General features: G+C 37.1%; 15 protein-coding genes. 2 read left to right on the top strand and 13 right to left on the bottom strand.

All coding sequences use genetic code 11. The features are described 5' to 3' along the window. Nucleotides 1-41: 41 nt before the first annotated feature. Nucleotides 42-1,565, bottom strand: coding sequence for a DUF4394 domain-containing protein (locus OQZ33_RS18950; RefSeq protein ID WP_265800879.1), 1,524 nt, complete (start codon nucleotides 1,563-1,565; stop codon nucleotides 42-44). Nucleotides 1,566-1,618: 53 nt separating this feature from the next. Continuing rightward, on the bottom strand, nucleotides 1,619-1,936 hold the full coding sequence (locus OQZ33_RS18945; protein WP_265800878.1) for a hypothetical protein: 318 nt from the start codon (nucleotides 1,934-1,936) through the stop codon (nucleotides 1,619-1,621). 717 nt (nucleotides 1,937-2,653) lie between these two features. On the opposite strand from OQZ33_RS18945, the gene OQZ33_RS18940 reads away from it, so the two are divergent. Together OQZ33_RS18940 and OQZ33_RS18935 are read left to right on the top strand one after the other, a co-directional pair. Then, nucleotides 2,654-5,206 (top strand): ATP-dependent Clp protease ATP-binding subunit, encoded by a 2,553-nt coding sequence (locus OQZ33_RS18940; protein ID WP_265800877.1) that lies wholly within the window; start codon nucleotides 2,654-2,656, stop codon nucleotides 5,204-5,206. A gap of 333 nt (nucleotides 5,207-5,539) precedes the next feature. Then, the gene (locus OQZ33_RS18935; RefSeq protein ID WP_265800876.1) at nucleotides 5,540-5,728 is read left to right on the top strand and encodes a hypothetical protein; all 189 of its coding nucleotides are present in this window, start codon (nucleotides 5,540-5,542) and stop codon (nucleotides 5,726-5,728) included. A 243-nt stretch (nucleotides 5,729-5,971) separates the two neighbouring features. On the opposite strand, the gene OQZ33_RS18930 is transcribed toward OQZ33_RS18935, so the two are convergent. From OQZ33_RS18930 to OQZ33_RS18880, 11 genes are all read right to left on the bottom strand, one after another. Next, nucleotides 5,972-6,853 carry an ATP-grasp domain-containing protein gene (locus OQZ33_RS18930; protein WP_265800875.1) on the bottom strand — a complete coding sequence of 294 codons (882 nt, stop codon included), beginning with the start codon at nucleotides 6,851-6,853 and terminating at the stop codon, nucleotides 5,972-5,974. 36 nt (nucleotides 6,854-6,889) lie between these two features. Beyond that, a complete protein-coding gene (locus tag OQZ33_RS18925; RefSeq protein ID WP_265800874.1) occupies nucleotides 6,890-7,951 on the bottom strand; it encodes a PA0069 family radical SAM protein in 1,062 nt (353 codons plus the stop codon). Between the two features lie 52 nt (nucleotides 7,952-8,003). Further along, complete coding sequence (locus OQZ33_RS18920; RefSeq protein ID WP_265800873.1) at nucleotides 8,004-9,254, bottom strand: carboxypeptidase-like regulatory domain-containing protein; 1,251 nt, start codon at nucleotides 9,252-9,254, stop codon at nucleotides 8,004-8,006. Between the two features lie 70 nt (nucleotides 9,255-9,324). Then, nucleotides 9,325-10,560 carry a carboxypeptidase-like regulatory domain-containing protein gene (locus OQZ33_RS18915; RefSeq protein ID WP_265800871.1) on the bottom strand — a complete coding sequence of 412 codons (1,236 nt, stop codon included), beginning with the start codon at nucleotides 10,558-10,560 and terminating at the stop codon, nucleotides 9,325-9,327. A gap of 127 nt (nucleotides 10,561-10,687) precedes the next feature. Beyond that, on the bottom strand, nucleotides 10,688-12,337 hold the full coding sequence (gene recN / locus OQZ33_RS18910; protein ID WP_265800869.1) for a DNA repair protein RecN: 1,650 nt from the start codon (nucleotides 12,335-12,337) through the stop codon (nucleotides 10,688-10,690). Nucleotides 12,338-12,431: 94 nt separating this feature from the next. Continuing rightward, nucleotides 12,432-14,213: a M56 family metallopeptidase gene (locus tag OQZ33_RS18905; RefSeq protein ID WP_265800868.1), complete on the bottom strand. Its 1,782-nt coding sequence runs from the start codon at nucleotides 14,211-14,213 to the stop codon at nucleotides 12,432-12,434. Nucleotides 14,214-14,296: 83 nt separating this feature from the next. Then, nucleotides 14,297-14,632: a BlaI/MecI/CopY family transcriptional regulator gene (locus tag OQZ33_RS18900; RefSeq protein WP_265800866.1), complete on the bottom strand. Its 336-nt coding sequence runs from the start codon at nucleotides 14,630-14,632 to the stop codon at nucleotides 14,297-14,299. 285 nt (nucleotides 14,633-14,917) lie between these two features. Further along, nucleotides 14,918-15,811 carry a DUF4835 family protein gene (locus OQZ33_RS18895; RefSeq protein ID WP_265800865.1) on the bottom strand — a complete coding sequence of 298 codons (894 nt, stop codon included), beginning with the start codon at nucleotides 15,809-15,811 and terminating at the stop codon, nucleotides 14,918-14,920. Continuing rightward, a complete protein-coding gene (coaBC, locus tag OQZ33_RS18890; protein ID WP_265800864.1) occupies nucleotides 15,808-17,004 on the bottom strand; it encodes a bifunctional phosphopantothenoylcysteine decarboxylase/phosphopantothenate--cysteine ligase CoaBC in 1,197 nt (398 codons plus the stop codon). The genes OQZ33_RS18895 and coaBC overlap by 4 nt, the downstream gene beginning before the upstream one ends. Before the next feature lie 77 nt (nucleotides 17,005-17,081). Continuing rightward, entirely contained in the window at nucleotides 17,082-17,408 is a 327-nt protein-coding gene (locus tag OQZ33_RS18885) for a DNA-directed RNA polymerase subunit omega (protein WP_025145617.1), read from the bottom strand. Nucleotides 17,409-17,415: 7 nt separating this feature from the next. Beyond that, nucleotides 17,416-18,360 (bottom strand): outer membrane protein assembly factor BamD, encoded by a 945-nt coding sequence (locus OQZ33_RS18880; protein ID WP_265800860.1) that lies wholly within the window; start codon nucleotides 18,358-18,360, stop codon nucleotides 17,416-17,418. Nucleotides 18,361-19,499: the final 1,139 nt, after the last annotated feature.

Raw genomic sequence — 19,499 nt, 5'->3', positions numbered from 1 at the left:
CAGTAATTATACTGCAGCCATTCATCAATAAAATATAGTGATTAAAAACCTAATCCTAAAGCAAAACCTCTAGACGCATTTGTTATAGTTGCACCAGCAGTAGCTGCTCCAGTAGTTAAGTTTACGCTATAAACTCTTTGGGTTGTACCCACGGTAAATAAGCCGTAAGCTAAGCCACTAGTACCTCCTATATCAAAGCCGTTGCTTGCCTCAACATTAACACCTAAAGCACCCACGTCAACCAACAATCCACCGTTTGGATTATCTTGTTTTACCAACTTATCGCTAATTGAATCGATATCAAATAAAACTGTTGTAGTTGCGCCAAAAAAGTTGTTGGTGTAAGCAGCACCAGTAATTCCTGTAGTTGCAGGATTTAATGTTCCATCTGCAATTACACTCCCATCCAATGGATTGAACCTTAAATTCTGACCAGCATTACTTACAATCCTGATGCGATCGACAGTTGGATTGAAATCGAAGCCGAATTGTGTGCCACTCAACAAAGTGCTAAATGGAGCAATACCTACAGCCGTAGCTGCCCCAGAAGATGTATTAATGGTATAGATTCTGCTGCTGCTGCCTAAAGCATACAGTTGGCCGTTTAGTGGACGGAAATCTATCCCTAAAATTTGTTCGCCAGTTTGAATACCAGCAATCATTTTAACCGCAATTGTTGGTGTTGCAGCCATTGGATTGAAAATTAATAACTCATTATTATTCGAAACTGCATAAGCAACTGGCTCAGTTGGGATAGCTAACCCTGTAATATTTGCAGGAAGGTTTCCAATTTTTGATGCTTTACCAGTATTGGTATCAATAGTGAAAAGAGATGAAGTTCCTGCAACCGATAATGCTGCAATAGCCGCAGTTCCATCAGAATTGATATCGAAACCGCCAGCTTCTTCAACATCGAAGCCTAAGCTTCCAACTTCAACCAGTTTCCCATCATTCGGTGGATCTTGTTTATAAAGTTTATCCGTAGCAGCATCAATATCAAAAAGAACGGTTGCTGTAGCACCGGCTTTGTTTTGTGTATAAGCTACCGAAGTAACTTTTGCATTTGAAACACCGTTGATGGCGCCATCTACAATCATTACTGTGCCCGTTTCTGGGTTTAAACGTAGGTTTTGACCATTATTAGTCACCACGCGAATACGATCTACCGTTGGATTGAAATCGAAACCTACAGCTGTACCAGATAATAATGTAGTAAAAGGAGCGGCAGAAATGGATCTTGCTGCACCTGTTTTTTGATCGATCACATATAAACGGCTAGTGCTGCCTAGGCCATAAAGCTGTCCTGTAGCAGGGCGGAAATCTATTCCTAAAAGCATTTCGCCTTGTTGTAAGCCAGAAATGTTTACTGTCGACGTTGCAGAAGAAGGGTTTTTAGCATTGATCATCAACAATTTGCTGTCGGATGTTAATGCGTAAAAATTTAAATCCGGGCCCGGAACAAGTGTTTCCATCAGGTTTTTTCTGTCCTTTTTGCAGGCAGAAAATAAAATTGGGGTCATAAGGGCAAAAAGTGCCATTATGAAGAAATGTCTAGATTTCATCATGATTGTAGTTTTAGTAATTATTTTAATTGAAAAAATAGGAGCTAGGTAGGCTACTATTTCGGGGGTTGTTCAGGTACCTGAAGATGGCAATAAGCTAAAATGAAATTGCGGGAGAATGAAAGCTGATTGGCGGTGTTTAAATCGGAAAATACAAAATTTAAAACCTGGTTCAAATCAAGATCTGTTAGTTTCACTTTTTCTTCCAGTTGGTTTTGTTTGTCTGAAGCTGACTTATCAGTTTCGTCAGTCGAATTTTTCTTGATGACTTCTTTGGCTGTTTCTGTAACGGGATTTGCATATACCACTATTCTGCCGGCAAAAGCAAGCAGCAAAAAAAGTATAATAAAAAACCGTTGGTAGAGAGTTTCCATATTGTTTGTCAAAATCAGTTACATATACGTTAGTTATTTGGGGTTAGATTTTCTTGGAATAAATTATTCTTGACTACTGATGCGATGTCTTTTCAAACCGTAAAAGATTAGTTCCGCAGCTTGAGCAATCTGCGTTAATAGATGTAATATACTTGTTAATTAAACCCGATATTAACGAAAAGCCCGGGTTGTGTTTTTCTACACAAACGGACTTGTCGTGTTAGCGGGGCTTGCCTAAATAGTTGTCGGTGGACAGCCTTTTTCAGAAAACAAAAGCATTTATAAAAAGGTTAATTCATTAGTAATTAAGCAGATTTTTTATTTGGCCACGATTAAGTTTGTAGTTTATTCGAGAAACGATGTCAATATCTTTTTATTTACTGTCAAAATTTGTAAATTGCTGATGTAAAAGGTTACAATTTGTCAGTATGAGTTGGTGTAAATTTCCTTACAAAAAACCGACAATATTTAAAGCGGCATTAAGGTGAGCACTAAAAATCTGCCTCAAAACTTATAAAACACTTATTACGTAGATATATATAAAGTGATTTAATATTATCTTAACGAATTTCTTACGTTGATTTCTGGAAGATTAGGGTTACGAAAGCCTGTTTCTCCACCTTGATGGCGCAATTGTTGATAAAATAAAGAAAACAGCAGGTACTCTTTTTATAATATATTTTATAGTTTAGGGACGTAGCTGTTAAGAAAGGTATTATGGAAGCAAAATTTTCACCACAGGTTAAAGATGTAATCTCTTTTAGTAGGGAGGAAGCGCTCCGTTTAGGGCATGATTACATTGGAACCGAGCATTTATTATTAGGCCTGATTCGCGAAGGCGATGGCATGGCCATAAAAATTTTACGATCGTTAGGAGTTGATACCGGTAAATTGCGCCGCTCAATTGAAGATGCTGTTCGCGGTACTTCGAGTGTTACAGTTAACTTGGGTAACATTCCGTTAACTAAACAGGCAGAAAAAGTTTTAAAAATTACTTACTTAGAAGCTAAAATATTTAAAAGCGATTTAATTGGCACTGAACATTTATTGTTGTCGGTTTTAAGGGATGATGATAACATCGCCTCGCAAATTCTACTACAATATGGTGTAACTTATGATGTTTTTAAACAGGAGGTTGAAGTGAATAAAAATGGTTTTAGAGACGATATTTCAAATAGCGCATCAACAGGTGGCGATGATGATTATCGGGAAGAAGAGAGCTTTAGTACACCTAAAAAGGTTTCGGATATTAAATCAAAAACTCCGGTTTTAGATAACTTCGGTCGTGATTTAACAAAGGCTGCGGAAGAAGGTCGTTTAGATCCGATTGTTGGCCGTGAGAAAGAAATCGAGCGTGTGTCGCAGATTTTATCTCGTAGAAAAAAGAACAATCCAATTTTGATTGGAGAGCCTGGAGTAGGTAAATCGGCAATTGCAGAAGGTTTAGCCTTACGCATTGTTCAACGCAAAGTTTCGCGTGTCCTGTTTGGCAAGCGTGTAGTTACATTGGATTTAGCATCATTGGTGGCCGGTACAAAATACCGCGGTCAGTTTGAGGAGCGTATGAAAGCCGTAATGAACGAGCTTGAAAAATCTACTGATGTAATTTTATTTATTGATGAAATTCACACCATTGTTGGGGCAGGTGGCGCATCGGGTTCTCTTGATGCTTCGAACATGTTTAAACCAGCTTTAGCAAGGGGAGAAATTCAATGTATTGGTGCAACCACTTTAGACGAATACCGTCAGTACATTGAAAAAGACGGTGCTTTGGATCGTCGTTTCCAAAAAGTGATGGTTGAGCCTGCTACGCCAGATGAAACTGTTGAAATTTTAACCCGAATTAAAGATAAGTACGAAGAGCACCATGGTGTAACTTACACTGATGAAGCGATTCAGGCTTGTGTAACTTTAACTTCTCGTTATATTTCTGATCGTTTCTTGCCAGATAAGGCGATTGATGCTTTAGATGAAGCAGGTTCGAGAGTTCACTTAACTAACATTCATGTTCCTCAAAACATTATTGATATCGAGGCTAAAATCGAAGATATCAAGTTAGAGAAAAACAAAGTTGTTCGCAGTCAGAAATATGAAGAAGCTGCTAAACTTCGCGATACAGAGAAAAATTTAATTGAAGAATTAGATAAAGCCAAAGCGGAGTGGGAAGCTGAGACCAAAACTAAACGTTACGAAGTATCGGAAGATAACGTAGCGGAAGTGGTTGCAATGATGACTGGTATTCCGGTACAACGTGTAGGGCAAACTGATAGCCAGAAGCTATTGAACATGTACGATAAAGTGGCCGAAAAAATTATTGGTCAGGATGATGCGATTAAGAAATTAACAAAAGCCATCCAACGTACAAGAGCTGGATTGAAAGATCCTAAAAAGCCAATCGGTTCATTTATTTTTTTAGGCCCTACAGGCGTTGGTAAAACAGAATTAGCAAAAGAGTTAGCTCGTTTCATGTTTGATAGTGATGATTCACTAATTCAAATTGATATGAGTGAATACATGGAGAAATTTGCCGTATCACGTTTAGTGGGAGCGCCTCCAGGATACGTAGGTTACGAAGAAGGTGGCCAGTTAACTGAAAAAGTTAGAAGAAAACCTTATGCTGTAATTTTATTGGATGAGATTGAAAAAGCGCATCCAGATGTATTCAATATCTTATTACAAGTTTTAGATGAAGGACAATTAACAGATAGTTTAGGTAGAAAAGTTGATTTTAGAAATACAATCATCATTATGACCTCAAACATTGGTGCCCGTCAGTTAAAAGATTTTGGTCAGGGTGTTGGTTTTTCTACCTCTGCAAAAACCAATCAGGCCGATTCTCACAGCCGCGGTGTAATTGAAAGTGCATTGAAACGTGCTTTCGCTCCTGAGTTTTTAAATCGTGTTGATGATGTAGTGGTATTCAATAGCCTAGGTAAAGACGAAATTTTCAGAATTATCGATATTGAATTAAAAGCTTTGTTCGGTCGTGTACATACTTTAGGTTACGAAATTGCGCTAACTGAAAACGCGAAGGATTATATTGCAGATAAAGGTTTCGACAGTAACTTTGGTGCCCGTCCGTTAAAACGTGCCATTCAGAAGTATTTGGAAGATCCAATTGCAGAAGAGATTCTTAAAGGTGAATTAACTGAAGGCGATGTTTTAGAAATCGATTACGATAAGGAAACAGAATTGATTTCAGTCAATCACAGAAAAGGTGAAGCGAAAAAAGAAGAGCCTAAAAAAGAAGAAGATTCTTCAAGTAAATAAAACAAAAAACTCCCAATTTTCATTGGGAGTTTTTTGTTTTACAAAGTTTTTTCCGTACTGTATCTGTAGGATTACAAATTGCATAAATAATGCTTTAAATAGGTTGAATGGCAATAAAACATTGAAAATTTAAATTTTTTGTTGTTTGATTTCGCTGTATTTTTCCCTCAGAAATCAATCCTATCTAACGAAATCATTTGTCCCGATGATGTGTTTAGCAATGATCTGCCTGGCCACATCCTGTAAGAAAACATCAATACTGCTAATGATGAAAGTCTGCCGCCTCAAGCGAAAACGGAGAGTACTGCCCAGACTAACTTAAACAACGATTTAATGTTAAAATTAGTAAATGATACGCGATTAACAGGATGTAACTGTGGAAATACTGTTATGCCTCCTGTAGCGCCTGTGGGCCGGAATGCTAATTTGACGCTGACTGCGATTGCGCAAAGCAAATACATGCTGTCTATCAATAAATGCGGCATGAATCTGAAGATGGAACTAGCGCTGGCAATCGGATAACGGCCACAGGTTATACTGGAAAGCCGTTGGAGAAAATATCGCCTCAGGACAAACTACCGAGCTACAGGGTTTAACGACTGGCTCAAAAGTGAGGGGCATTGCAAGAACATGATGAATGCAAATTTCAAATAGATGGGAGCGGCCAAGTCGGGAACTTTCTGGACGCAGGTTTTTAGGGGCAAAAATGTAACTAGCTAAAAACGTATCTATTTCTTGAATATTGATTCGAAGATATTTATTCCATTATAAATCTTCTATTAGTTCAGTTAACGCTTTATAATAACGCTCATAATTTTGTTGATCGGTATTTAAAAAAAGAAACGGCTCAATTAGTTCCAGTTCCATAAGTAAAAAATCACCATTTACGAAAACACCATCCACTCTTGCGTAAAGACAATTCTTTGCAAATTGGCGAACATATCTGGCTGCAGTTTCAATCAATTTTTGATCGGGCTTTTGCGGATGGACTGAACCGCCATGTGCAGGCTGAACCCTAAAATCTCCAGTTTTGGCTTGTTTAATTAGAGCGTGACTGTAGAAGCCGTTAAAAAAAACGAAAGACCATTCTCCGCTTTCTAAAATTTCTGGCAGAAATGGCTGAATAATAAAGTCTTCCATTTTGATCAATTCTGCTAACTTCTCCTTGATTTCTTTTGCATTTGTTGGAGTAACTTTAAAGGTATTTTTGGCGCCGCCGCTTACACAGGGTTTTACAATTAGCTTTTTTGTTTCGAAATTTTCGAAAAACACATTGAAGTCAACATTTTCATCTTTTTCAAGAAAAATGCTTGGTGTAATCTTTAAGCCAGCTTGCTGAATTTCCTTTAGGTAGTGTTTATGGGTATTCCATCTTACCACATCAATTGGATTGAGCAGTTTTACCTTTTTATCTTCGAGCAAGCTGAGCCACTGATGAAACTGCTCGATTAAATCAAAATAATCCCACGGCGATTTTAAAATGGCAAGCTGATAATTTTCCCAGTTGGTATTTGGATCATTCCATATTACTTTTTGAATGTTTAATCCTTTTGCCTGCAGAAAGTCTAAGAGTCTATCATCTTCGCTTTCAACGGTATCTGAATCATATTTCCCTTGATCTAAATAAGTCACTAATGCAATATTCATGGTTTAAAAGTATGTTTTGTCATTTAAACAGACAAATTAAAAGAGTGAAGTTTGATTGTTAGGCACTTTAAAAAGTGAATGGTTTACGATGATTTCCTTTTTATTCAAGCCGTTCAGTCTGGCATGCAATTTAAAGTTATCGCTGATCATCTTTGCTATATTTCCCTCTCCACGCATTCTATCCTCAAAACGACTATCGTTTACCGCTCCGCCATGGCAACTTTGAATCATGTGCCAAACTTTGTCAAACCGGTCTGGGAAATTTTTCCTTAACCAATCTTCAAAAATTTGGCCAATAGCCCCATTTAGCCGTACTATGGTATATCCTGATTTTATGGCCCCAGCATTTGCAACTGCTTTTAATATTGTAGGGATTTCGTGGTCGCTCAAACCCGGCACAAGCGGAGCCACCATTACGCCCATTGGTATTCCAGCTTTGCTCAAGTCTTCTACAATTTTTAGTCGTTGTTTTGCAGTGGTTGTTCTAGGCTCCATCACTTGGCGCAAATCTTCGTTCAGGCTGTTGATGGATACATAGACCATGCATAAATTAAGTTTTGCCATTTCTTGCAAAATGTCACGATCACGAAGAATTAGCGAATTTTTGGTAATCATCCCGATAGGTTGTTTATATTCTAAAGCAATTTCTAGCAATTGCCTGGTTAGTTTAAACTTCCTTTCTGCGGGCTGATAGCAATCGGTATTTCCTGATAAGGAAATGGTAGCAGCATCCCATCCTTTTTTCTCCAGAAACTTTTTGAAAAGTAAGGGAGCATCCTTTTTTACAATAATCTTCCGTTCGAACTCCAGCCCAGCGCTGTAGCCCCAATATTGATGTGAATTGCGGGCATAACAATAGGTGCAACCATGTTCACATCCCTGATATGGATTTAAGGAATAAGCCATTCCAACATCCGGACTATCTACTTTGTTGACAATAGACTTTGAATTTTCAAAAATAAAGGATGTTTTTCGATCGGATTCTTCCCAATCATCAATGCCTTCATCGTGTTCCTTAACATAAACATCTTTTAAAAATTTATTATGAGGATTGACCTGTGCACCTCGTCCTTTAAAATATTTATTTTCATCCTTCATAATCTGAAGATGAAATTACTAAAAAAATTAGTAATAGTAGTATTGATTAAAATTATTTTGAAGTAGCTTCTTTCTTTTGAAGTGGTATATAGTCCATCGGAACCATATCTGCGACCTTTTCGTAAGCCCAAAATCCCTCATATAAAAGTGCTCTGGAATCATGAATACCACCATTCTCATAAAATCGTACACCGGGGCCTGTTAAATTGGCAACCGATATTTCATTTTCTGGAACATCTAATGGTCTGAAAATCCAAAAACCGGTATTGGAATAAGCCAGCGATTCTTTTTCTTTCGTATACTGAATGATTAGTGCATCGGTATAACTAAGGTATTTCATGTTTTCATTAAAATCATGCACCAAAGTATCGGGCAAAACATCGCCTCTCGAAAACTTATCAATGGTTCGGGGCGTTGCCTGTTGCTTTGTCCAGAAGTTAAGCAAGGCAGTATCAATTTTGCCAGCAGTTTTTCTTATGCCTGTTTTCTCGGGAAGGGTTTTTATCTTCTCAAGTGTACTATTAATGACGTAGTCTGGATACCGATTTGGGTTGGGGATTTTTACCATTTTGTTAATAATGAAACCTTCTTCCTTACTTTTTCCTGTATACAGCGATCTGAAAAAATGTTGAGAGGAGCCATAATATGCAGTTTCACGAGCTGCGATGTATTTGTTCTTTTTTGCTGCCGAAGCTTTTAGTTCTTCGAAAAATGGATGGCCAGAATAATAAATAATGTGCGTTCTGGAGTTATACTCAAAATGATCAAGCATATACTTCAGTCGATAGCCGAGCGCCTTGTTTTCAACTATAAGAAACTCAGTTGTCGTTACTGTTAAAGTACTTTTAGTAATGTCAAAATCCACATTAAGTACCTGGGGGTTTAGTATTTTGCACTGAAGCGCATTTGGCGATTTGCCAATAAAAAACTCTTTAAACTGATTGATATATTTTTGACGATTTGGATCTGCCCGAACAACCACTTCGTCTAACTGTGCTACATTCTCTTTTAAAACCAGATCAACAACCACTGATTTATCAGAAATAATGACGCTTTTGGAGTAGGGGAGATAACCCACAATCTGAACAAGCAGATCATAACTGCCGGGCTTCAAGCTTGGGAGTTTAAATTTCCCGTCATTATCGGCTACAGTTGCAATTCTATAACCACTTAAATAAATACTTGCGCCAGGCAATCCATCTTTATTATCTCTAACAATTCCGCTAATGGTAAATGTATTTTGAGCAATGGCACATGTACCAATAAAAATGAAAAATAACGATGCCAACAGGCTTTTAATCATGAGAGCGAATGTAACCAAAAGCCGTAATATTACGAATTCAGAAAATTATTTTAACAATTTTAACATTAGTTTATCGCTTATTCGTTGGGATATAATCCATCGGAACACTATCAGCAATTTTTTCCCAGGCCCAATAACCAGAGTACAACATCGATCGAGGGTTGTAAACTCCTCCATTCTCATAAAAATAAACAGGCGCAACCTGTAAATCAATGGTCGAAATCTGATAGTTTGGCATATCTAAGGGCCTGGAAATAGATTGCCCAAGGCGATTTGTAAAAAGCGGGCTCTCGGTATCTTTTGTATAAATGACATAAAGCTTATCGGTGAAATTGATGGACTTGATATTCGCATTAAAGGTTTTAACAAGTGTGTCTTGTAAAATCGGGATCCGATTTAAAATTGAAATTCCTTTATTCAAGTTTTTTTTCTTTATCCAATAGCTCAAGGAATCATCTTTAACAACACCAATAACAATTTTGCCTGTAAGGCTCATTTGCATTTTGGTTAAACGTTTCAAATTGGCGTTGATTAAACTATCCGAAGGTCGGTCTGCATTCGTTTTAGTAATTATTTTGTTGATAATGAATCCTTCCTCCGTTGCTTTATTTTGGTAAAGAGATCTGAAGAAATGCTGCGGTGAACCCAAATAAGCAGCCAAACGTTTCTTTGCCCAAATTTTTTGTTTTCTTTCTGAACCTTTCAAATCTTCGTAATATGGAAAGCCTTCGTAGTAGATCACCCTTGTATTACTATCCCATTCAAATTGTTTAATTAAATACTTAATGTTATAGCCTAGAGCCTGGTTCTCTATAATCAAAAATTCATTTGTTTTTACGCTAAGCCTATTGAACTCCTTATCGAAATCAATAAGCAACACATTCGGATTCATTAGTTTACAATCAGCCGCGTTTTCTGTTGTGCCGATAAAAAAATCACGAAACATGCCTATATAGTAGGTTCGGTTTGGATCTGGTTTAATCGTTACCTCTGATAATTGGGTGATGCTTTCTTCTAGAAGGACATCCAACTTAATAGGCTTATCTGATATGATAACATTTTTACTTACGGCTTTATAACCAATTAACTGAAATAAAATATCATAGTTTCCCGGTTGAAGTGGTAACTGATATGCCCCATCATTATCAGCAACCGTAGCGATCTTGTAGCCGCTCACAAAAATTCCGGTACCAGGTAAAGCTTCTCCACGCTGATCTTTTATGGAGCCAGACAGGGTAAAGCTTTGCTGAGCGAAAGAGAACTGAAATGCAAAAAATAAAATGAACAGGAATATAAAAGATCTCATTATGCCAAAAATATCAACTAAGTTAATAGTTAATTTGGATTAATGCGAATTTTGCGATGCAACCACTAAAATTTTATCTGCTAGTTTTGGAAGTAATCTTTATATGGCAATTTAAGGAGAGATGAATCTATCCCAAAAGTTCCTTGGCATTCTCAATTGCCGATGCCCCTGGGTTTTTACCACTCAACATTTCTGCTATAACTGCTACTCTTTCTTCTTGTTTTAGTTTACGAATGCCAGTGGTGGTTTTTCCTCCCGCTTCATTTTTATGCACAAAATAGTGAGATTTACCTTTGGCCGCAATTTGCGGTAGGTGAGTAATGGAAATTACCTGCATGTTTCCTCCAAGTGCGGATATTACTTCGCCCACCTTTAGTGCCGTTTCCCCGGAAATTCCCGTATCAATTTCGTCAAAAATTATTGTCGGTAGGGAAGTGTGTTGAGCAAGCAAAGCTTTAATGGCCAACATCAACCGTGATAATTCTCCTCCAGAGGCTACCTTATTTACCGGAGCAGGGGCTTGACCAGCATTTGCAGAAAATAGTAAGTTGATCTCGTCGCGCCCATCTTTGCCTAATTCTGCTTGTTGTTGTGTTAAAGCCAATTTGGCACTTGGCATACCCACTTTTTTTAAAGTATCGCTGGTTTGATTTTCAACTGTTTTGATGGCTTTTTTTCTGTTTAAACTCAGTTGAGTTGCCTGCTTCGTAAGATCAATTTTAAGTTGTTCAATTTCCTTTTGAAGTTTTTCAATGTTTTCATCAGAACTTAACAACTGATTTAAATTATTTTCCAATTGGCTTTGAATAGCCAATAGCTCATTATTGTTACTTACGCGATGTTTTTGTTGTAAGGAATAAAATAGGTCCAGTCGGTGATTGATTATGTCTAAACGATCAGCGCTGTGTACAGTATTTTCTTCCAAGCTCGAAACTTCATCTGCAATGTCTTTAATTTCGATTATCGATGATTTTAAACGCTCAAAAAGTATATTGATAGCGGGATCGAACTTCTCTATTCCTTGTAATTGCAGCTGAGCTTCCTTTAATATTTGCATTGCCGAAGGTTCACTTTCATTTAGCAAGGCACCGGAATTAAGTAAAGCCCTTTTTATCGTTTCGGCATGAGTAAGTTTCTCCAGCTCAAGTTCTAAATCTTCTTGCTCGCCTTCTTTTAAGTTAGCTTGTTCTAACTCGTTAAACAAAAACTGTTCATAATCTTGTTTGCTTCGGGCCTCGTCAGCATCACTAATTAATTTTTTTAAACGGCTGCTGTCTTGCTTTAATTTTTTAAAACCGTTTCGGTATTCAAATAATAGAGCTTTATGATTAGCCAAAGAATCTACAATAAGCAATTGAAAATCGGTATCATTAATCTCTTGCGTGGCATGTTGTGAATGGATATCGATTAACTTTTCGCCAATTTGCTTCAGAATGGATAGGTTAACCGGCGTATCGTTTATAAACGATCTTGTTTTTCCATCAATCGAAATCTCTCTTCTTAAAATGCTCTCGTTTGAAAAGTCTAAGTCGTTTTCTTCAAAAATTTCTCTTAAATGTTCATCAGCCAATGCAAAAACACCTTCAATAACGCATTTTTTATCTTGGTTAAAAAAGTATTTGCTCTCTGCCCGCTGACCCAGTATCAATGACAGCGCACCTAGAATGATCGATTTACCAGCACCTGTTTCACCAGTGATAATATTTAAACCTTTATCAAATTCGATATCCAAACTATCGATTAATGCGTAATTACGAATAGAAAGTTTTTGTAGCATACAGAGTACGAAATTAAAAAAAGTTATTTAACAAATGCCTAAAAACAAAAACGGCGAAGAATAATCTTCGCCGTTTAATATTTCCATGTTTGGTTTAGTTCTCTTTTCTTTCCTTACGCTCCGCTTTTTCCATTTTTTCTTTAAGCTCTTTCACTTCATTGTCGAATTTTTGCTTCAACCTTTTATACTCTTTTGTTTGTCTGACCTTATTAGTATTATTATTTGAGTTTTGATTCATATAAATGGATGTTCCATCCATTCCAAATGCAATATTGTCATTCATATTGGTAAACAATGAGTCAGAATTAATTCTTGCTAGCTCAGCTAATTTAGTATGATCAATCCCTTTTAAGCTTCTAATCCGAGCATGATCAAGTTGTGCCCTGAACTCAGGATTGTCCATTTTATCAATCATATCTTCACTTAGCTTTCTCCATTTAGCTTGTGCTTCTGGAGAATTATATTCTTTCGCGATATCTTCGCCGAATTTCTTCCATTTTGCCTGAGCCTCTGGCGAGTTGTACTGTTTTGCTACATCTTCACCAAATTTTTTCCATTTCGCTTGTGCCTCTGGCGAATTGAATTTTTTATAAATTTTAGCTTGGAACAATGAATCTTTAAACCCAAGTCCAGAATCAATGTTCATTCTAAAAACCGTATTTCTTGAGAAAACTTCATCCTTATAAAAATCTCTCCTTAAACTGTCCGGCATTTCTTTTACGGAGTTATATTCCGTTTTTTTACCATTGGCATCTATTATAACTATTTTAATCTTGCGCTTTTTAGTCGTATCAAGGCAAACAATAGTTTTTAAATTTTCTTGATTATGAGTGATAGCAACCATTTGTTTTCTAATCATGGTTTTATTTACCTTTTTCGTTGTTGCAGGATTAATCCATGCGATAGAAAATAAGCATGCAATTCCCAAAGTTAGCGCTGCCATCTGCTGTTTAACATCTAAATAATTCGTTTTCATATTCGTGATTCGTTTTATACGTTGATATAAATTTTGCGTCTTTCCCGTTGCTGCTAAAGCATATGCCGGACTGCTTTTATCCTTTAAAAGCTCTAACTTAAGTAGCGCGTGAGCATAATTTAGAGGCTTGCCAGTTAATTTCAGAACAAGGTCATCGCAGGCATGTTCGCGTTCAATGTGGATAAATCTCCCCGCCATCCACACAAAGGGATTGTAAAACAGCAACGTTTCAATTCCAGTTTTAATTAGGTTAAGTAAGTAGTCATTTCTTCTGATATGGGATAATTCATGGATAAGAATAGCCTCAACCTGATCATTATCCAACTGATTCACCAATGCCACCGGAAATAAAACTACCGGCTTTAAATAGCCGATTACTAACGGAACATTCACAATTGACGACAACTGGAATCTGACAGCTTTATTAATTTGAAGTTTCAGGATAACTTCGTCAAATATTATTTTCCAACTTACAGGGATAGCACTTAAGCTATCTTTCTTAAATTTAGCAAGCTGATGATAACCTTTGCTAATTACAAAAAGTTGTAAAAAGATTCCGATAATGTAGAAAGCTGCAACCATAGGGAAGTATTGCTCTGCCTTGCTACTAACGCTGGGAGGGAGATTATTGAAATATTGGTAAAGCTGAACTGTTTCAACATTACTACTGATTGCTTCTTTTGGAGTATTAAATGTGATTTTGCTCAAGAAATTGTACACAAAGCCGATGAACATTAATACGATAGAACCGAAAGCCAAATTGTGTTTATATCTTGCAGCCATTTTTGGCATACTTACTAGGATGATAAATAACACTCCGTAAATAAGAGCGCTTTGCCAGAGTGAATTTAAAATGCTCCAACCAAATGCTTTGATAAATTGTTGTAATAAAGTTTCCATAATGGTGGTTTTATTTCTTGTTGATCTTTTCGCTGATAAATTTTAGGGATCTAAACCCTACATCGTCCCCCTTCAACTTTGCCTTACTTAAGGCCATCTAAATATTTTTTAATTTCATCAATCTCATCGGAACTAGCACTGTGTTTACCTAAGGCCTGCATGACTAACCGAGCTGCCGAACCATTAAATACATTATCAATCATCTTGCTCACCATTTGTTTCTCAGTTTTATCTTTACTGACAATAGCTTTGTAGATGTGTGTCTTTTGATTAGTATCCCTTTCTACCAGGCCTTTCTCATGCATAATTTGCATTAATTTCAAAGTGGTGGTATAACCAGAATCTTTTTTATTCAAAGCTTCATGCACCTCTCTTACTGTAGCCAATCCTTTTTGCCAAAGTACTTGTAAAATTTCCATTTCGCCTTCTGTGGGTTTGATGTTGCTATGCGCCATATGTTACCGTTCTACGAATTATTTCGTAATCAAATGTACGAAGATATTCGTATATTCAAAATATTTTACGAATTTTATTTTTCAAATCGGGGAATAACCGGAAAGCTAGAAGCCTCACTTGGACCTAAGACGCAGGAAAGTTTAAAGTGTTGCATCTTTAGTTAGAATTCAATCAAAAACACAACACTGATATGCACCAAAGCGTGGGCAAGTATTACTCAACTAAAGATTTGGGAAGATGAAACAGTATTAATTTTTTTTCAAGCCTTCGTATTTACCAATATTTGCTGGATCTATTTCAGCAAGCATGTTATAAGCCTTCATACGTTCTTGAGTATTCAGCTTTGATAATACATTGGTTACTTCTTCAGCCTTGGAAGCAAAATAAACGTTTGGAAAGATAGATCCCAACTTCTGTTTGTCCATTTGTTGTAAAGCAGGTAGTGCAGAGACAATTTGTGTTAGGCCTTTATCGTTGTCTGTAAGTTGATCTAAACCATTTAAGTGATAGGCATAAATAAAAGCTCTCAATTCGCTGAAAACTGGATTAAGTACGTTTTCATTAAACCAAAAACGGTTACGCAAACCATCTGCCGCCTTCCATCCTGTATTACCAGAGGCTTGAGCAAGGTTGATAATATTTTGTGCTTTTTTGAAGTAATTATTACCGCCCAATTTTGAAAAGCTGTCTTTATCTAATCCGATAATGGTATAGGCATAATAGGATAGAAGTGCACTAATGTTGGAAATATAATTCTGATCCGAAAAATCAATCGTAGAACCATCATTGTAACTGAAATCAAAATTCTTGTCACTCATGTTCAATAAAGTGCTGTTATACGAGCTGTTGAAAACCGGTCTGCTGCTTTGAATTTGTGCCTCGGCTATGTATCCAGACCCACCGTCCCAAGAGTTAATTGTGATTACGAAGCTACAATCAATTCGTTCCTGCGGTTTGTAACTTTCGCTACTAAATTTATTATTGTTTAAAAAATCACGAATTGTTCTTTGCAATGCTTCCAGCGTGGGCTTACTCATATTTGAAACCTGAGGAGCCAAAACTGTTACTCTCGCATTTAGTTCTTGTGCCTGCACTTTCCCCAAACCCATCAATAGCAATATCCAAACAATTTTTTTTATCATGTTGAAATTTTCAGAATAGCAGCACAAATGTCTTTAGCTACAGCTGTTTTCGATTTCATTTCGTAAACAGATCGCGCTAATGCTTTGTTAAAAATAGTAATTTTATTCGTATCCGATTTAAATCCTGCACCTTTATCGTTTAGTGAATTCAAAACTACCAAGTCCAGATTTTTCTTTTCCAACTTACCTTTAGCATAGTTTTCTTCATCATTGGTTTCCAATGCAAATCCAACTAAAATCTGATTGTCTTTTTTATTATTTCCTAAAGTCGCCAAAATATCAACCGTCTTTTCCAGTTCTAAATTCAAGTCAGATTCTCGCTTTTTAATCTTTTGGCTAGCAACCATTTTTGGACGATAATCAGCAACAGCTGCACACATTACTATGATATCCATAGCTGGAGAAATTGACATACAGGCGTTCAGCATTTCTTCTGCACTTACTACATCCACTCTTTTTAAATCTTTTGATGATTCTTGTGCGGTTGGTCCGGCAACTAGTGTCACCTCGGCACCAAGGTTTGCCAACTCATCAGCCAAAGCAAAACCCATTTTACCCGACGAATGGTTTCCGATAAATCTAACGGGGTCAATAGCTTCATAAGTTGGGCCGGCGGTAACCATTACTCTTTTACCATATAAAGGCTGAAAAGCTTTAATCGATTCATCAAGAAAAGAAATAATCTCCTCCGGTTCCGCCATTCTTCCCTCACCGTAAAGTCCACTGGCTAATTCACCACTACCAGGAGAAATAACTGTATTGCCAAAGCTAGAAATTTTTGAAATGTTGGTTTGTGTACTTTCATGTTTCCACATATCTAAATCCATTGCAGGTGCAACGTAAACATCACATTTTGCAGAAAGATACACGGCAGTTAGCAAATTATCACAAATGCCCGAAGCAAGTTTTGCCAACGTATTCGCACTAATAGGTGCAATAATAATTAGATCAGCCCACAAGCCAAGTTCAACATGATTGCTCCAAACACCAGTTTCCTCTTCGAAGTATCGGGTATAAACAGGGTTTTTAGAAAGCGTAGCAAGGGTAAGTGGCGTAATGAAATTTGCGCCATCGGGGGTGAGAATAACCTTAACGTTTGCACCAGCTTTAACCAGTAATCGAACCAGAATGGCCGACTTATAAGCTGCAATGCTACCGCAAACGCCAAGGATAATATTTTTATTTTTTAGCATGAACTGTTTGGCATAAAGCTTAGACTTAGAGCACTAAACATGCTTAAGAAAGCGCTATGCTCCTTGCTCTTCGCTAATTATTTTTGTTCTTTAGCAGGATTTCTGTGATAAATTTTTTCGTTTAAAAATTCATCAATTGCAACCAAAACAGGCTTTGGCATACGCTCATAGTGCTTGCTGATTTCAATTTGCTCACGGTTTTCAAAAATCTCTTCTAAGTTATCGTTGCTCGATGCAAATTCTGCCAATTTACCGTGAAGCTCTTCTTTAACGTTGTTAGAAATCTGATTTGCTCTTTTGGCAATTACCACTAAAGATTCATATAAGTTATCTGTAGTTTTATCTAAATCGTGAACGTTTCTAGTCACTGTAGTGTTCGGTACAGCAGGTTTGTTAGTATTCATGTATTAATTAATTTTTAATATTCGTGTTATCCGCAGTAGTTGGTTTTAAAGAAACGGTATCTTTTAATCTACCAGTTCTAATCAACATTTGCTTATATTTTTCTTGGTCAGCCGCATATAAAGCCAGCTCTTGTTTGCTAGTAGCAATGCCATCCTCAACATCTTGTTTAAGTTGCTTCGCTTCTTTAGTAAATTTGCTTTCGGGATGGTTCTCAGTGAATTCTGTATATAGTTCTATGGCTTCATTATAACGATCTTCCTGGCGAATAATGTAGCTGTTTTTTGCGTACAGATACTGAGCTTTTATCATGAGAAAATCCATCTCTTCTGCATACTTAATATCTGGATAATCTCGCTGCGCATTTTTTAAAGCGATAACAGCAGCTCTGTAATTATCAACATTACTTGGACCAGTAGTCAGATACATTTTGGCGTTCTCAAAAGCCTTATCTTCCAATTTTCCACGCAATGTCGCAATGTATTTACCTGCAGCAGCGGCACGATCACTCGTTGGGTACAAATTGATAAATAATTGCAATGCATCAATCGCTTTATAAGTGTTTTCTTGATCTAATGAAAAAGCAGGGGATTCCAAGTAGTAGCAATAAGCACCCATATAGCGGGCCTCTTCAGCATTTTTACTAGCGGGATAAGTATCTGCAAAACTTTTAAACTGATATCTGGCAGTTGTATAATCGCTTAATCTATATAAAGTATAAGCATAATAATAGTTTAGATCTTCTGCTTCTGCACGCCCACGATATTTCTGCGAAAGATCTTCAAAAAGTACCAATGCTTTACTATAATCTCTCTTATTATATAAACGAAGTGCCTCCTGATATTTTTTAGCAACGTCGTTACTCGCCCTCAATTTCTCAAACCGACTTTTACAACCCGCAATACCCAATGCGGCAACAAATACTAAAATAATTAAGTGTTTAACTTTAAACATTCTGCAAAGATAAATAATAATACGATAACATCAATAAAAACAATTCGCCGCTAAGCTATGCAATACAACCCACTACATATATATAGTTAACAATTTTTAACATACGCATTAGTTCTATTCCTATAATATATCCTTTACATATTCATTTTTGAAAGCACTGTTCCCAATTGCCTGGAACTTTAATCCTTTTCTCTATTTAAAACGATTTCTTTGGAAATTCGTGCTTTCCTTGCCTGCTGCAATGAGGGCTTTTCTACTTTGATCGGCTTTACCTGGCGCAACGTTTGCAAGAAGTCACCATATTTCATCCATCAAACCAAAAATCACGATACCACTCCGGCCTAGTTGCTAACCAGCAAAGCGCCATCCAGTCTATATGTCCTATATATCTCTATGGTTCCTGAAACTAAGAACTCATGGACTAAAGTCAGAACACAATGACTGCCATAAGGCCTGTAACACCTTATATCCCTTAAAAAAACCTGTATTTTCTCTATTTCTATGGTTCAAAAAAAAATAAACAGTGCAAACGGTTATCGAATTTAGCAAAGTATTTCCACTAGTCTATAGTTTATCAAGTGTCCTATAGGTGTGCTTCTCGGGGGTGTACACCCGATCGCCCTTTTTGTTTTGGCGTTCCCTAAAAATTTTCGGCTTGAAAAACAGGCGTTTACAGTAAAGGATGGAAAAAAGGGGATTGAATATTTGCCAGGAGCGGATTTTTTTCTACTTTTGCATCCCGCTTCGGAGGAAACGGTTGCATTGAAAAGCCGGTTGGTTGATAGATGAGAGTGGAAAAGGCCAAAAATTTACTTTAAAATAAATTTGCGGAAAAGAAAAAGATCGCTACCTTTGCAGCCCGGTTCGGAAGAAACGGGAAGCCGCCTGAAAGAGCGGAGAATTGAAAAGCAGAAAGAAAACGGGGAACGAAAAAATAAAAATTATTTTATTTGCAGGTTCAGAAAAGTTTTCTACCTTTGCACTCCCAACCGAAAGGAAGGGTTAGAAAAAGTCGAGCGGCGGATGTCGCGGAAGACGGGAAACAAAAAGATTGAGACGAGCGGAAACAGGGAAGAGACGATCAAGACTCACGCCCAACTGAAGCGAGACGATATATAAAGACAGGCCGTGAGGCGATG

Origin of the sequence: Pedobacter sp. MC2016-05 (assembly GCF_026239735.1) — a bacterium.
Taxonomy (GTDB): Bacteria; Bacteroidota; Bacteroidia; order Sphingobacteriales; family Sphingobacteriaceae; genus Pedobacter.
The sequence above is the reverse complement of the archived record's forward strand: the minus strand, read 5'-3'. Positions and strand labels throughout refer to the sequence as shown.

Bases quoted from the DNA above. Each gene is read 5' to 3' on its own strand.
- OQZ33_RS18950 (WP_265800879.1), bottom strand. From the start codon at position 1,565: ATGATGAAATCTAGACATTTCTTCATAATGGCACTTTTTGCCCTTATG.
- OQZ33_RS18945 (WP_265800878.1), bottom strand. From the start codon at position 1,936: ATGGAAACTCTCTACCAACGGTTTTTTATTATACTTTTTTTGCTGCTT.
- OQZ33_RS18940 (WP_265800877.1), top strand. From the start codon at position 2,654: ATGGAAGCAAAATTTTCACCACAGGTTAAAGATGTAATCTCTTTTAGT.
- OQZ33_RS18935 (WP_265800876.1), top strand. From the start codon at position 5,540: ATGTTAAAATTAGTAAATGATACGCGATTAACAGGATGTAACTGTGGA.
- OQZ33_RS18930 (WP_265800875.1), bottom strand. From the start codon at position 6,853: ATGAATATTGCATTAGTGACTTATTTAGATCAAGGGAAATATGATTCA.
- OQZ33_RS18925 (WP_265800874.1), bottom strand. From the start codon at position 7,951: ATGAAGGATGAAAATAAATATTTTAAAGGACGAGGTGCACAGGTCAAT.
- OQZ33_RS18920 (WP_265800873.1), bottom strand. From the start codon at position 9,254: ATGATTAAAAGCCTGTTGGCATCGTTATTTTTCATTTTTATTGGTACA.
- OQZ33_RS18915 (WP_265800871.1), bottom strand. From the start codon at position 10,560: ATGAGATCTTTTATATTCCTGTTCATTTTATTTTTTGCATTTCAGTTC.
- recN (WP_265800869.1), bottom strand. From the start codon at position 12,337: ATGCTACAAAAACTTTCTATTCGTAATTACGCATTAATCGATAGTTTG.
- OQZ33_RS18905 (WP_265800868.1), bottom strand. From the start codon at position 14,213: ATGGAAACTTTATTACAACAATTTATCAAAGCATTTGGTTGGAGCATT.
- OQZ33_RS18900 (WP_265800866.1), bottom strand. From the start codon at position 14,632: ATGGAAATTTTACAAGTACTTTGGCAAAAAGGATTGGCTACAGTAAGA.
- OQZ33_RS18895 (WP_265800865.1), bottom strand. From the start codon at position 15,811: ATGATAAAAAAAATTGTTTGGATATTGCTATTGATGGGTTTGGGGAAA.
- coaBC (WP_265800864.1), bottom strand. From the start codon at position 17,004: ATGCTAAAAAATAAAAATATTATCCTTGGCGTTTGCGGTAGCATTGCA.
- OQZ33_RS18885 (WP_025145617.1), bottom strand. From the start codon at position 17,408: ATGAATACTAACAAACCTGCTGTACCGAACACTACAGTGACTAGAAAC.
- OQZ33_RS18880 (WP_265800860.1), bottom strand. From the start codon at position 18,360: ATGTTTAAAGTTAAACACTTAATTATTTTAGTATTTGTTGCCGCATTG.